The sequence below is a fragment of the Sulfurospirillum oryzae genome, from assembly GCF_025770725.1.
Classification (GTDB): domain Bacteria; phylum Campylobacterota; class Campylobacteria; order Campylobacterales; family Sulfurospirillaceae; genus Sulfurospirillum; species Sulfurospirillum oryzae.
Map to the genome: position 1 here is coordinate 334752 of NZ_JANZKZ010000002.1, position 13267 is coordinate 348018.

16 protein-coding genes are annotated in these 13267 nt (G+C 35.5%); 4 read left to right on the forward strand and 12 right to left on the reverse strand.

Annotation, left to right across the window (positions count from 1 at the left end):
- Positions 1-8: 8 nt before the first annotated feature.
- From N0B29_RS06190 to N0B29_RS06245, 12 genes are read right to left on the reverse strand one after another with little or no spacing between them, the layout of a single operon-like run.
- Positions 9-890 carry a CDC27 family protein gene (locus N0B29_RS06190; protein ID WP_263832834.1) on the reverse strand — a complete coding sequence of 294 codons (882 nt, stop codon included), beginning with the start codon at positions 888-890 and terminating at the stop codon, positions 9-11.
- Positions 883-1692 (reverse strand): ATP-binding protein, encoded by an 810-nt coding sequence (locus N0B29_RS06195; protein ID WP_263832835.1) that lies wholly within the window; start codon positions 1690-1692, stop codon positions 883-885. Before N0B29_RS06195 ends, N0B29_RS06190 begins: the two co-directional genes overlap by 8 nt.
- Positions 1685-3229: a pilus (MSHA type) biogenesis protein MshL gene (gene mshL, locus N0B29_RS06200; RefSeq protein ID WP_263832836.1), complete on the reverse strand. Its 1545-nt coding sequence runs from the start codon at positions 3227-3229 to the stop codon at positions 1685-1687. Before mshL ends, N0B29_RS06195 begins: the two co-directional genes overlap by 8 nt.
- Positions 3198-3626, reverse strand: coding sequence for a hypothetical protein (locus N0B29_RS06205; RefSeq protein ID WP_263832837.1), 429 nt, complete (start codon positions 3624-3626; stop codon positions 3198-3200). Before N0B29_RS06205 ends, mshL begins: the two co-directional genes overlap by 32 nt.
- Entirely contained in the window at positions 3623-4270 is a 648-nt protein-coding gene (locus tag N0B29_RS06210) for a type 4a pilus biogenesis protein PilO (protein ID WP_263832838.1), read from the reverse strand. The genes N0B29_RS06205 and N0B29_RS06210 overlap by 4 nt, the downstream gene beginning before the upstream one ends.
- Entirely contained in the window at positions 4263-5789 is a 1527-nt protein-coding gene (locus N0B29_RS06215) for a hypothetical protein (RefSeq protein ID WP_263832839.1), read from the reverse strand. Before N0B29_RS06215 ends, N0B29_RS06210 begins: the two co-directional genes overlap by 8 nt.
- 59 nt (positions 5790-5848) lie before the next feature.
- Complete coding sequence (gene era, locus N0B29_RS06220; RefSeq protein WP_263832840.1) at positions 5849-6739, reverse strand: GTPase Era; 891 nt, start codon at positions 6737-6739, stop codon at positions 5849-5851.
- Between the two features lie 13 nt (positions 6740-6752).
- Positions 6753-8078 (reverse strand): ATP-dependent protease ATPase subunit HslU, encoded by a 1326-nt coding sequence (gene hslU, locus N0B29_RS06225; RefSeq protein WP_263832841.1) that lies wholly within the window; start codon positions 8076-8078, stop codon positions 6753-6755.
- 4 nt (positions 8079-8082) lie between these two features.
- Positions 8083-8619, reverse strand: a complete 537-nt coding sequence (gene hslV / locus N0B29_RS06230) for an ATP-dependent protease subunit HslV (protein WP_263832842.1) — start codon at positions 8617-8619, stop codon at positions 8083-8085.
- Positions 8620-8624: 5 nt separating this feature from the next.
- The gene (gene rplI, locus N0B29_RS06235) at positions 8625-9071 is read right to left on the reverse strand and encodes a 50S ribosomal protein L9 (protein ID WP_263832843.1); all 447 of its coding nucleotides are present in this window, start codon (positions 9069-9071) and stop codon (positions 8625-8627) included.
- Positions 9072-9080: 9 nt separating this feature from the next.
- On the reverse strand, positions 9081-9503 hold the full coding sequence (locus N0B29_RS06240) for a rhodanese-like domain-containing protein (RefSeq protein ID WP_263832844.1): 423 nt from the start codon (positions 9501-9503) through the stop codon (positions 9081-9083).
- A 5-nt stretch (positions 9504-9508) separates the two neighbouring features.
- Complete coding sequence (locus tag N0B29_RS06245) at positions 9509-10738, reverse strand: argininosuccinate synthase (protein ID WP_263832845.1); 1230 nt, start codon at positions 10736-10738, stop codon at positions 9509-9511.
- Positions 10739-10894: 156 nt separating this feature from the next.
- On the opposite strand from N0B29_RS06245, the gene N0B29_RS06250 reads away from it, so the two are divergent.
- From N0B29_RS06250 to lptB, 4 genes are read left to right on the forward strand one after another with little or no spacing between them, the layout of a single operon-like run.
- On the forward strand, positions 10895-11140 hold the full coding sequence (locus N0B29_RS06250) for an RNA-binding S4 domain-containing protein (protein ID WP_263832846.1): 246 nt from the start codon (positions 10895-10897) through the stop codon (positions 11138-11140).
- Entirely contained in the window at positions 11140-12123 is a 984-nt protein-coding gene (trpD, locus tag N0B29_RS06255) for an anthranilate phosphoribosyltransferase (protein WP_263832847.1), read from the forward strand. The genes N0B29_RS06250 and trpD overlap by 1 nt, the downstream gene beginning before the upstream one ends.
- Positions 12120-12554, forward strand: a complete 435-nt coding sequence (gene tsaE, locus N0B29_RS06260) for a tRNA (adenosine(37)-N6)-threonylcarbamoyltransferase complex ATPase subunit type 1 TsaE (RefSeq protein ID WP_263832848.1) — start codon at positions 12120-12122, stop codon at positions 12552-12554. The genes trpD and tsaE overlap by 4 nt, the downstream gene beginning before the upstream one ends.
- Entirely contained in the window at positions 12541-13263 is a 723-nt protein-coding gene (gene lptB, locus N0B29_RS06265; RefSeq protein WP_263832849.1) for an LPS export ABC transporter ATP-binding protein, read from the forward strand. Before tsaE ends, lptB begins: the two co-directional genes overlap by 14 nt.
- Positions 13264-13267 lie beyond the last annotated feature (4 nt).

The window sequence follows — 13267 nt, forward strand, 5'->3', positions numbered from 1 at the left end:
ATTCTAATTTAGTCAATAACTTCACCAACATTAATCTGATTGAGTAAGCTTTGTGCCGCTTTTGATTTGTTGTTTTTTAAATAAGCTTTAAGTGCCAAAATAGCATCTTCTTTATGCCCTAATTTGAGTTTTGATTTAGCAAACCATATCCAGCTTTTTTCATTTTCAGGGTCAGTATTATTAGCAATCAATGCCCATTTATTGCTTTCGTTATAGTTCTTTGTTAAATAATATTCCTCTGCGAGCATCAGTGCAAAAGTTATATTATGTGTTTTTTCAAATTTATCTTTTAGGTATTGAATAGAATTGACTTCATGTGTTTCAATTTTAATAACCCCTTTTGGCTTAGGCTCTTCAAGTAGAGGAGGGGGCAGCAGAGATGCATCAATTTTATCTTCTTTTGATCTATAAAAACTTTCTTCATCAATAGTATTAGGTGCTTTTCGCATTAAAATTTTATTTTCAAGTTCTTCTTCTTGTATTCCTGCATTTGTTTTTTTATCTGTCATATCAGGAGTGTATGATGTCTTTTTTTCTACATTACTTTTACCAATAATAGGAAGTTGGAGAAGAAGTGCCTGCTCAGCTTTTTCTTCGATTGCAGGTGTTGGTACATATTTTGTGCTACTATTGATATCAGGAACAATGGGTTGTTGTTCCAGTGTAGTGTGATTAATATCAGCAATTTTTTGTTCAGCTATAGAAAGAACAACGGGTTCTTGTTCTTTTATTTTTGTTTGAGGCGAGAACGTAGGGTAACCATAAAAGAAGAATCCAATAAAACCAATAGACAAAATTAATACAGCACTAATGAGATAATGTAGCCGTTGTTTCAGCCTATATTTTAAAACTTTCTTTTCGAGTTCTGTAATTTCAATTGCACTAAGCATGGATCATTCCTAAGCTTATTCCAGCCATCTCAAGATATTTTACATGTAAAGCATTACTCTTAATTTGTGATGGTTTATGGTGGTCATAGTATTCTAAAATTTCAAAGAGTTTATACATTAATTTATTAATCGTTCTTAAATTGCCTCCTGTGAGTTTAGCAATAAGTTTGTAATGTTTATCTTTAAAAAGGTTCAGGTATTCAAACCGATTGTGAAAAAGAAGCTTTTTTTCGATATATGTTTTAATTTCATTTTGTGAAGCATTATCTATTTCAATTGTTTCCCAAATACGCGTTTGAAAATAATCTTTGGCCAGCACATCTTCTTTTTCTGTTTTATGCACCGTAAACAAAAACTTAAACAAACGAGAGTCTGCCATAAGTCTGATTTTTTCAATTAAGTCTGTCGGATAGAGTTGTGCCTCATCAATTAAAACAGTAATAGCTTGATTTGTGGATGTTATGTGTTTACTGACAAGTGCTAAAAATTCATTGTAATTTGAAAAATCAGGAGAGGTTTTTCCAAAAATATGTTCATAGAGTGCTTTTATAAAGATTTTTTCTTCAAAAAATGGCCGTGGAAAAAAGATAATACGTTTTTTTGATCTTAGATCATTATAGATTTTTTGCAGTAAAAACGTTTTACCAGTTCCTGGCTTTCCATAAAAAAGAATAAGCTTTAAAGGCTTATCCAAAGTCTGTACCAACTTATCATAGGTTGTTGCAGACTTATCTAAGTTTACATAATCAAAAATTTCACCATCTACAAAGATGGTTTTTAGATCGCTGTAATGGCTATTCATATATCTTTTGACTGTAGCCAAGATCTTTAAGTGTAGCTTTATCAGTACCTTTTACGCCCATGATACGAGGCGTAATAACAAAAACAAGCTCATTTGTAGACAGTGTGTCCGCTGAATGCTTAAAAGCTTCTCCTAAAAGAGGTATGCTACTGAGTAAAGGGACACTAGAGTCTTGTTTGCCTTTATTGTTTGTGATAAGACCACCTAAGATAATGGTTGAACCATCTTTAACTTTAACAACTGTTGAAAGTTTTTTCTCTGATGTATCTGGTGCAATTTCACGTGCCGAACCTGTTGCTTGTCTGACATCGTCATCGGTATATTTAAAATTACTAACAGAAGGGTTGATTCTAAGAATAATTTCATTATCTTCAGAAATTTCAGGAGTAATGTTGAGTAATACACCAATAAAAATTGAATAATTAGTATATGTTGTTGCCAATGTTGCCGTACCTGTTGTACTTGCTGCATTGGTGGTTTCTGGTACACGGTAATTAACATTATCACCAATTGTGATAAGTGCTTGTTGATTATTCATTGTCAATACTTTTGGACTTGAAACAACTTTTGTTTCTCCGCTAGAGCCTAAAAAATCGATAAGTCCTGAAATATTAAAAATACCATCATTTACAACTGTTAAATTGTTCAAAAGATTTGGATTTCCAGTCAGTGCAGCATTGGCACCTACTGCAGCATAAGGATCAGCATGATACGCATTTAGTTTATTGCTACTATTATTAAACATAGTTGTGCTATTGAGACTGAGTGAGAATTTACTCCAATCAACACCTGTTTTATTACTACTGCTAAGCGCAACAGAAACAATAGAGACATCAATGAGTACTTGCCTATGAAGTCTTTCTTTAAGAACGTCTATGTATTCACCAACACGATCTAACTGTTTTTTAGTAGCTGTGACAGTGATCATGCCAGCATTGGCATTAATAATTGGAGCTGACGCTTTGTAGCTTTCTGAACCTGTATTAATAACGGATGTTAACTCTGTTGAGATGGTTTTCCAAAAATCAAAAGACTCATTAGATGAAATAGTATTTTGTCCTTGGCTCGTTGTATTTTTGGTTCCAGTTCCACTAGCTTCAGTTGGTGTTGCATCCACTGAAGCATTAATAACCGCTTTTCCTTCACGAATAGATGAGATATAGTCAACCTTGAATGATTTAGTTGAAAGTGCAGAAATTTTTAAATAGTTTTTATCATAAGTATAAAAAAGGTCATTATCTTGGATAACTATTTGAAAGACTTCATCTAAGGAGAGATTTTTAATGTTAATACCATTCAAGTTTTTTGCAAGTGCTTTTTCAGCTTCTGTATCTTTTACAACAATGCTAAAATCACATACCTCTGCTAACTCTGAAAGGAGTTCCAATCCTGTTGCTTTGTTATTAGTTTTAATGTTAAAAGTACGATATTCACATGCTTTATTTTTTTCTGCGGCTTGAACGGGCGAAAGAGCTATAGCTAAGATCGCAGCCAATGCAATAAATTTATTTGGTAAATATTTTAATATTGCTCTCATTTTTTGTCCTTAGTGCAAGTTCTTTTTTTTCAATTTCATTTTGGAGTATAACACTATCACGCGTAATTTTAACAAGTTTATAGGATCCAACTGAATCATTTTTTGCGTACCAATTACCATTAATTTTTGCTTTTTGATCAAATGTCGCTTCTAAGATATAAACAGTTATTTCTGAAGTCGCATTTGAATCACTATTAATTAGCTCTGTATTACTATTGATAAAAGGATTTTCAAGCTTATCAATCATCGTAACATCTGCACCTGACCTTCGCTCAGCGATTTTTTCAAAAATCTTATCGTATTCTTGAACTTCACTACCTAAAGACAAGCCGCTTTTAGCACTACTAATACTAAGCGCTAAAAGTAGTCCCAATGTGGTTCTAAATAAAGTTTTCAATACTTCATCCCCCAAACAGCAATATTGAATTGACCTTCAATATTTTTTTTACCTGTACAATTGAGCTCGTAAATATCGACAACGAGTTCACTCTCTTCAATAGCATTCATAAATTTCATAGTATTCGCAAATGAACCGCTGAAATCAACTTTTAGCGTTAAAATCTGTTCTATTTTTTGAATACTGGGTTCATTGATTTTATTTTCAATCACTTTAATACGAACAGAATTTTTTTGAGCTAATTGAGTAATAGAGTGAAGGAATTTAGCCCAGTTTTCATCATTGAATAGCAAATAAGAAAGTTCTTTAAGCTTATTGTCTACATAGGCATTCGTATAAGTTGTTTTTTCTAAAAGAAGCTTTGCATTTTCAATATCGTTTTTTACTTTTTTAATTAAAAATGTAGTGTCACCATCTCGTGAGACAGATGCTAGATAGGCTTTTTCATCGTGAAGTTTTTTTTCAATTTCTTTAGCATTACGTGAGGATTGGTTAAGCATTTTTTCTGTAATAGGGAAAAGATAACTATAAAATATAAATCCGATAAGTGCAAATACCATCGCAAAAATTAAATACGTTTCACTGCTTTTTTTACCTTGGAAGAAAAGATCAATTTTATCAAAAAGAGTATCGATATTATTCATCGTTCAATCCTATTGAGATTTTACTAGTATAGAGTTTAATTGTGTCATCTTGTAAAATTTTTTCTGTGTTGATCTTATATTTTTTTAAAGCAGTTAAGTCTTGGATAAATTCTGTGATTTTTTTCTCACTTTTATTTCTCACAAAAATATTAAGCTGTTTTTTCTTAAATTCAATTGTTTCAACTTTACAATCATTTTGATTAGAAAGTTGAAATATTTCTAAAAGCATAAGTGCTTTCATTGGATAGGATATTTTTTTATTATAAATTTCACTTAATAATTTTTTTCTAAATTCAAATTTTGTTGTTTCATTGTTAACCAATCCATCAATTTTCTCTTTTTCTGTTTTTAAAAGAGCTAGTTGTTGCCTAATTTCAGACGTTTGTTTGAAAAGGTCATTGTATTCACTTGTTTGCTGTACGATTCGCAAGCTTAAAAAAGAGTGGTAAGCAAATTGATAGGCAGGATAGGCGAGACTAATGATAATACTTGCTGCCATGATTCCAAGAAGTTTTCCTGATGCTCTGTATTTAAGCGGAGGAGGTCTTTTGTAAATCGAGAAATTGAGAGTATCGTCAGGAGTTTCCATATAAAGCTGAGCACTTAACATCATTAAAATATGGATTTGATCAATATACCACTCTTTTGAGTTAATAGCGATACTGAAGTTAAATTCAAATGCTTCTAACCCAAGATAACTTTTACCATACTCTTCTATTCCAGAAAATGAACCAATTTCTGATCCTAGATAGATACGATCAATAAAATCAATATTATAAGAGCGCTTTGTAAAAACTAAAACATCATTGATATAAAGAAAAATCTCGCCAAAAAGTTGCATTAAACTTTGTTGATATTGGCTATTGGTTGCTCTTAATCCCTCATTTACAAGTAGTTTATAAAAATCTTCTTCATCGACTCTTTCGCCAATAAGTTCACAAAATTTTTCATTAATTTCTTTAAGAGAATAGTGTAAAGATTTTGAGTAAATGTATTCTCCACCTTTATAAATTGCTAAAAAAGCATCTGTTTTTTGAAAATAAACAAAACAGTGCGTTCCCTCTGGCTCAATAAAGTTTTTACGGTAAAGTGCTTTAACGAGAAAAGGTGCAGTGGTTACATAATCGATGTAACGTGTTTTTTCTTTGATAGGGGTTAATTTTGTATGTATAAGGCTGGCATCAATAATAAAAATATTAAATGATCTATTTTTGGTATCTTTAGATTCAGTTTCAATGTAACTAATAATATATTCTATAGCTGAATCAAGGGCTAATTCATCATAAACTTTAATTTCTATGGCATCTTTTAAATCGCTATCAGGGATGTTGCGGCTAATGTCAATCGTTGCACTAATAACGTCTCTTGTTTGCAAATATGAGATAAAAAAAGCATCTTTATCGCTTTTTTCAAGCTTATTGAGTTTAATTTCGTTTTTAGAATAGGCATAAGAAACAAGCGACAAAGGGTCTATAGATACAATTTCTGAGCTATAGCGTCTATCCTCAGGTGTGGCCATATTTAAAACCTCTTTATTTTAAAAATTATCGTTATGATAACGATTACAACATAGTAACTTTATTCTACTATATAACCAATTTTCTTCAACATTTCTTTATCTTGGCTCCAGCCTTGTTTAACAATAACGACGAGTTTCAAAAAGACACGTTTTTGGGACAGAGATTCAATCAATTTACGAGCACTTGATCCGATTCGTTTGATGGTTTGACCATCTTTTCCGATAACAATCCCTTTTTGGCTCTTTTTATCGACAATAATAGTAGCATAAATATTATCGATTGTCTCTTTTTCATCGACTTTATCTATAATTACATCAGCAAAATAGGGTATTTCATCACTTGTATTCTCAAAAATTGCTTCACGGATAAGCTCTTTGTAAATATCACGAGAGCGCTCTGTGGTAAGAATTTCAGTATCATAAAGATAAGGATGTTCTGGCATATATTTTGAGATAGCTTCCAAAAGATAGGATTGTGAGATTCCTTTTTTGACAGAAACAGGAATAAGTGCAACAAATCTATCTTGATAGGCTTGATATTCTGTGATTTTATCAAAAAGTGCAGATTGTGAAACGCTATCTGTTTTTGTCAAAAGAACCATATGTGGAATATTTGCTTTATTAAGTCCTAAGAAGTCAATATAGTTTTGAACACTATCACTTGCTGGGGCTAAAAATAGAATCAGATCGCAATCACCCATTGCTTTCATTGCCTCTTCAAGCATGAATTGATTAAGAAGTCTCTCTTGCTCGTGAATACCAGGCGTATCAATAAAAATAATTTGTGTATTTTCATGCATTGCAATAATATTAAGACGTTTTCGTGTGGCATTGGCTTTATGCGAAACCATTGCTAGCTTTTCACCCACTAACCAATTGAGAAGTGAGCTTTTGCCTGCATTGGGTCTGCCAATAACGGCAACATATCCTGTTTTTGTTTTTTCGTTCATTTTGCTTCTTTAATTATAAAATATAGCGACTGCTATCTTCACTCTCGACGATCGCATCGAGTTTTTCATGCACTAGTTCTTTGGTTACATGTAATGTTTCGCCATTGTGTTCATCAGCACTGTAACTGATATCTTCGAGCACTTTTTCGATGATGGTATGCAGTCTTCTAGCACCGATATCTTCGGTTTTTTCATTGGTGATTTGCGCAATTTTAGCAATCGCTTTAATTGCCTCATCTTCAAACATTAATTCCACACCTTCCGTTTTTAACAGCGCTTGATATTGGCGTAGCAAAGAGTTTTTTGGTTGCGTTAAGATCTGATAGAGTACTTCTTCTGTAAGTGAACTCAATTCTACGCGCAATGGAAAACGACCTTGAAGCTCTGGAATCAAATCGCTAGGTTTACTGAGATGAAAAGCACCTGCGGAAATGAAAAGAATGTGGTCAGTTTTAATGCTTCCATATTTGGTGTTGACATCACTGCCTTCAACGATAGGGAGAAGATCTCTTTGAACACCTTCTTTGCTAGGATCACTTCTATGAGATTGTGAAGAATTAACTGCAATTTTATCGATCTCATCGATAAAGATAATGCCACCATTTTGAGCACGTTCTCTCGCTTCACTTTTAACTGCTTCCATATCTAAAAGTTTTTCACTTGCCTCTGCTTTTAAAGCTTCTTTGGCATCCTTGACTTTCATCTCTTTTTTAATGTTGTTTTGTCCGGAACCTAAAATTTTAATGAAAGATTCTTGCACTTTAATCATTTCAGGAGGTAAGGATGAATCTCCTAAATCGCTATTATTTTGAGAAATTTCCACTTCGATTTTAAGCTCATCTAGCTCTCCATCGCGAAGTTTCTGGCGCATTTTTTCAAAACTTTTTTCATAGTCAGCTTTTTTTTCTTCACTCACCCCTTTAGGCAGAGGAGGAAGAAGTTTTTCAACAATCGTTTTTTCTACATGTAAAGCAATATCTTCTTGGTTTTTCTCTTTATGCTCTGCTTTGACAAGGTTGATGGAAGCCATCATAAGATCTCGCACCATGGACTCAACATCGCGTCCAACAAAACCAACTTCGGTGTATTTACTCGCTTCTACTTTAACAAAAGGCAAAGAGAGCATTTTTGCCATACGGCGTGCAATTTCCGTTTTACCCACACCTGTTGAGCCAATCATGAGAATGTTTTTTGGCATAACTTCTTCTGCCATTTCACCCTCAAGCTTAAGTCTTCTATAGCGATTGCGAAGAGCAATAGCAATGGATTTTTTTGCATTAAATTGCCCGATGATATATTCATCCAAGTAGGCGACAGTCTGCTTTGGTGTTAAATTCATGAAGTTATCTCTCTAAAACAAATGTTTTGATGTGATCATTGGTATAAATACACAGTTCACTAGCGATTTTCAAGCTCTCTTTTACAAGGGCTTCTTCATCAAGATTGGCATGACGATCAAGTGCGCGAGCTGCAGAAATGGCGTAGTTCCCGCCACTTCCAATGGCTGCAATTTTACCATCTTCAGGTTCAACCACATCACCTGTGCCACTTAAGATAAAGATATGATCGCATGTTAGAACAATCATCATAGCTTCTAAGCGACGTAACATTTTATCTTTGCGCCACTCTTTAGAAAACTCGATGACTGACTTGTACAAATCGCCTTTCTTTTGCTCCAAAATACTTTCAAACATATCAAAGAGGTTGAAAGCATCTGCCGTACTTCCAGCAAAACCTGCTAAGATTTTGCCATTGTAAAGCTTTCGGATCTTGGTGGCATTGTTCTTAAGCACGGTATTGCCAAAGGTGACTTGTCCATCACCGCCAATAACCGCTTTATCTTTACCTCGACATGCAAGGATGGTGGTTGCTTCAAACATAACGTTTATTCTCCAAGAATAATAAGTTTCAATACAGCGTGAATGCCGTGCCCTAGTTTAATGCTTACGTCAAAATTACCCGTTGTTTTGATCGCATGTTCAATTTCGACTGTTTTTTTGTCGATTTCAATGCCATGTTGTTCTTTAAGTTCATGCGCGATTTCATCTTTAGTCACGGCACCAAAAAGACTACCGTTGGCTCCAAGTTTACGTTTAACGGTAAGTTTCAACTCCGCTAATTTTTTTTCAATAGCTTTCAGATTTGCAATCTCATCAGCTTCGTGTGCTGCTTTTTTGCGTTGGTCTGATTCGTATTTTCTCATGACTTCGTTGGTCGCAAGAAGGGCAAAACCTTTACCAATCAAGAAGTTTTGACCATAACCGTCTTTTACTTCTTTGATCTCACCTTTTTTGCCTAAGTCTTTAACATCTTTAATCAATAAAACTTTCATTTTTTATCCTTAAGAGCGAGTATTTTTGGGAAGTGGGGCATTTTTCAGTTTTTCACCATGAAATGCATCAATGCCCCCACTAAGATGGGCGATATTACTAAAGCCCATCCGTCGTAAAATAAATATCATTTGAGATGTGCGTCCACCGACATGGCAGTAAAAAATCAGAAGCTTACCTGAGAGCTTTTTCAGCTCTTCCATATGTTGATGAATGGTCGAAGTTGGTAAAAGCATGTCAGTGCCTTTGATACTTGATTGCGAGTACTCATGCATTTCTCTAATGTCAATGAGCACAAAATCAAGCTTTTTTTGGGCTCTTAAATTTAGCATTACATGTAACTCTTCACCACTCACTTCACAGCTTCGTGTTACGGTTTTGACTAAATTCATCATTGCTTCATCACTCCATTCATCTTCACACACTTCATCCATAAGGTTTAAGCTTTACCTTGGTTTTTTCTGTTTTTTCCGCTAATAATAAAGCGTAATGCATTAAGCTTTATAAAACCTGCTGCATCTTTTTGGTTATAGACTTCGTCTTCTTCAAACGTACAGAATGCTTCGTTGAAAAGATTATTGGTTTTAGAATCTCTTCCGATAACAGAAACATTACCTTTGTAAAGTTTGAGCTTAACTGTGCCATTTACTGTCTCTTGTGATTTATCGATGGCTGCTTGCATCATCTCACGCTCTGGAGAGAACCAGAATCCATTGTAGATGGTTTTTGCATAACGAGGCATGATTTCATCTTTAAAGTGCGCTGCTTCGCGGTCAAGTGTAATGCTCTCAATCGCTCTGTGAGCACGAAGCATAATCGTACCACCAGGTGTTTCATAGCAACCTCTACTTTTCATACCGACAAAACGGTTTTCAACGATATCAATACGGCCAATGCCATGTTTACAGCCGATTTCATTAAGTTTTGCTAGCATGGTTGCAGGACTTAGTTTAACACCATTAAGTGCAACTGGATCACCTTTTTCATAAGTGATTTCAATGACTTCTGATTGGTCAGGTGCATTTTCCGGGCTTACTGTCCATCGCCACATATCTTCTTCTGGCTCTGCTGCTGGGTTTTCAAGCACGAGTCCCTCATAAGAGATGTGAAGCAAGTTTGCATCCATAGAGTAGGGTGATTTACCCGGTTTTTTCTCAATACTGATGCCATTTTTCTCTGCATAGGCAAGAAGTTTTTCACGAGAGTTTAGATCCCACTCTCTCCAAGGTGCGATGATAACAAGGTCTGAATTCATGCTAAGGTAACCCATCTCAAAACGAACTTGGTCATTTCCTTTACCCGTAGCACCATGACTAACGCCATCAGCGCCTACCATTGCAGCAATTTCTGCTTGGCGTTTTGCAATAAGCGGTCTTGCGATAGAAGTTCCAAGAAGATATTCACCTTCGTAAATTGCGTTTGCTCTAAACATCGGGAATACATAATCTTTTACAAATTCTTCTTTTAAATCTTCAATAAAAATATTTTCAGGTTTAATGCCCAAAGAGATGGCTTTTTTGCGCGCAGGCTCTAGCTCTTCACCCTGACCGATGTCGGCAGTGAACGTTACAACTTCACATTTGTACTCATCTTGGAGCCATTTTAAAATAATACTGGTATCAAGTCCACCGGAGTATGCTAAAACTACTTTTTTGACATTTTTTTTCATAATACGAATCCTCACAGAATTTATAGAATTGCGTGATGGTAGCGCAACTTTGTAAAAACTTTGCTTATACCCTACGGGTGCCTTACATGTAAAGCCTAAAAAAGCAAGTTTAAATATTCTTTTGCTAGAATGAGCGTTAAATCCTAAGGATGGGGTATGAGAGTCGATAAATTTTTAAACAGTGTCAATATTACGAAGCGTCGAGCCGTATCGGAAGATATGTGCAAAAATGGTGTCGTAAGCATCAATAACGTCGTAGTAAAACCTTCTAAAGACGTTAAAGTGGGCGATATTATTACCATTAATTATCTTGAAAAAACAGTCAAATATGAAGTTTTGCAAATTCCTGAGAGCAAAACGATTCCAAAAACGAAACAAAACGAATACGTAAGGGAAATGTGATGAATTACCAAGAGGCCTATAAACAGTTTAATGCGCTCTTTGAAAATGAGCTAAGTCCAGAAGCAGCAGCTCAATTTTTAGTGGAACTCTATGAGCGAGGTGAAAGCTTTGAAGAGATCGCTGCAGCTGCCAAAGTTATGCGCGAGCATAGCGTTAAACTCGATATTCCAGAACATTTGAAAGCAGAAATTATTGACATCGTAGGAACGGGTGGCGATAAAAGCGGTACGTTTAATATTTCGACTACAACGTCTATCGTCCTAGCCTCTCTTGGCTGTAAAGTCGCCAAACATGGTAGTGGTTCTGCAACCTCACTTTCAGGGAGTGCAGATGTCCTTAAAGCACTAGGACTTAACCTTGCATTAACGCCTGAAAAACAGATCAAAATGCTTGAAGAGTGTGGTTTTGTTTTTATGTTTGCGATGAACCATCATCCGTGTATGAAACATATTATGCCAATTCGTAAAAGCCTCTCACACCGTACCATTTTCAATATGTTAGGACCGCTTGCCAATCCCGCAGGTGCTCAAAAACAGATGATTGGTGTTTTCCATGTGGATTATATTGAGCGTTTTAGCAAAGCTTTAAGAGAACTAGGAACACTTAAAAGTATGGTCGTTAGTTCACTCGATGGCTTAGATGAAGTGAGTATTTGCTCACCTACGCGTTACACGATGATTGAGGATCAAATCATCACTGAAGGTGAAATCGACCCGCAAATGTATGGCTTTAAACTAGCGCCGTTAGAAGCCATCAAAGGCGGTGACAGTGTCCAAAATGCTGAGATTACACGTGCCATTTTACGGGGTGACGAAAAAGGGGCAAAATTAGATGTTGTTCTTTTAAATGGAGCATGTGCTTTGATGATTGATGGCAAAGCTAGAGACATGCAAGAGGGCATTGAGATGATGAAAGAATCGATTGCAAGCAAAAAAGCTTGGGATAAGCTCGGCGAGATTATCAAACTCTCTTATCTTGTATGAGTCAAACGTCTTATGAGAAAGTGTGTGACTTAGCACACTTGGAAAGTTTTGCTAAAGAGATACAAACGGAGCTTGGAAGCTCAGGTGTATTACTGCTTCGTGGCAATCTTGCAAGCGGAAAAACGGCTTTTGTGAAAGCATTTGCTAAAGCTTTAGGTATTGATGAGGCTATCTCTTCACCGACATTTTCGATTTTGCATGAATACGCGGGAAAACTTTTTCACTATGACATCTATCAATGTGGAACAGATGGATTTCTCAAAAGTGGATTGATCGAAAAATTTGACTGTGAGGGGTATCATCTCATTGAATGGGGTGATAGTGCATTTGAAAAACTATTGCATCATTTTGGCATAGGTTACAGTACAATTGACATAGAAACAATGGATTTAAAACGCAATTACAAGGTTCATATAAATGCATACGCTTAAAGTTCAAGAATTACAAAAAATGATTAAAAAAACAGAGATTATTAAAGGTGTTTCGCTGGATGTTCAAAGTGGCGAAGTTGTAGGTCTTTTAGGTCCCAATGGTGCGGGTAAAACAACTATGTTTTATATGATCTGTGGGCTTATTGATCCAAGTGCTGGTGCTGTTTATTTTGACGACCACGATGTCACCAAAATACCTTTACATGTAAGAGCAAAACTAGGCATTGGTTACCTTCCTCAAGAATCAAGTATTTTTAAAGACCTCAGTGTTGAAGAGAACATTATGCTTGCGGCTGAAATTGTTTATCCCAATAAAGAAGATGCGATGAAGCGTGTGGAAGAGCTTTTAAATTTGCTCAATATTGAACCGATTCGTAAACGTAACGGTGTAAGTCTAAGCGGAGGAGAACGCCGTCGTTGTGAGATCGCACGCTCTTTAGTTTTACAACCTAAATTTCTTCTCTTGGATGAGCCTTTTGCGGGTGTCGATCCTATCGCGGTGGCAGATATACAAGGCATTGTACAAGAGCTTGCACAGCTTGATATTGGTGTTTTAATTACCGATCATAATGTTCGTGAAACGCTTGCAATTTGTGATAGAGCGTATGTCCTCAAAGATGGTGCATTGCTAGCAAGTGGAAGCAGTGAAGAAGTCGCACAAAATAAACTGGTGAAAACCTATTATCTTGGCGAAGATTTTAGATTTTAGCGCA

Coding starts and splice junctions, on each gene's coding strand:
- N0B29_RS06190 (WP_263832834.1), bottom strand. CDS start 890: ATGCTTAGTGCAATTGAAATTACAGAACTCGAAAAGAAAGTTTTAAAA.
- N0B29_RS06195 (WP_263832835.1), bottom strand. CDS start 1,692: ATGAATAGCCATTACAGCGATCTAAAAACCATCTTTGTAGATGGTGAA.
- mshL (WP_263832836.1), bottom strand. CDS start 3,229: ATGAGAGCAATATTAAAATATTTACCAAATAAATTTATTGCATTGGCT.
- N0B29_RS06210 (WP_263832838.1), bottom strand. CDS start 4,270: ATGAATAATATCGATACTCTTTTTGATAAAATTGATCTTTTCTTCCAA.
- N0B29_RS06215 (WP_263832839.1), bottom strand. CDS start 5,789: ATGGCCACACCTGAGGATAGACGCTATAGCTCAGAAATTGTATCTATA.
- era (WP_263832840.1), bottom strand. CDS start 6,739: ATGAACGAAAAAACAAAAACAGGATATGTTGCCGTTATTGGCAGACCC.
- hslU (WP_263832841.1), bottom strand. CDS start 8,078: ATGAATTTAACACCAAAGCAGACTGTCGCCTACTTGGATGAATATATC.
- hslV (WP_263832842.1), bottom strand. CDS start 8,619: ATGTTTGAAGCAACCACCATCCTTGCATGTCGAGGTAAAGATAAAGCG.
- rplI (WP_263832843.1), bottom strand. CDS start 9,071: ATGAAAGTTTTATTGATTAAAGATGTTAAAGACTTAGGCAAAAAAGGT.
- N0B29_RS06240 (WP_263832844.1), bottom strand. CDS start 9,503: ATGGATGAAGTGTGTGAAGATGAATGGAGTGATGAAGCAATGATGAAT.
- N0B29_RS06245 (WP_263832845.1), bottom strand. CDS start 10,738: ATGAAAAAAAATGTCAAAAAAGTAGTTTTAGCATACTCCGGTGGACTT.
- N0B29_RS06250 (WP_263832846.1), top strand. CDS start 10,895: ATGAGAGTCGATAAATTTTTAAACAGTGTCAATATTACGAAGCGTCGA.
- trpD (WP_263832847.1), top strand. CDS start 11,140: ATGAATTACCAAGAGGCCTATAAACAGTTTAATGCGCTCTTTGAAAAT.
- tsaE (WP_263832848.1), top strand. CDS start 12,120: ATGAGTCAAACGTCTTATGAGAAAGTGTGTGACTTAGCACACTTGGAA.
- lptB (WP_263832849.1), top strand. CDS start 12,541: ATGCATACGCTTAAAGTTCAAGAATTACAAAAAATGATTAAAAAAACA.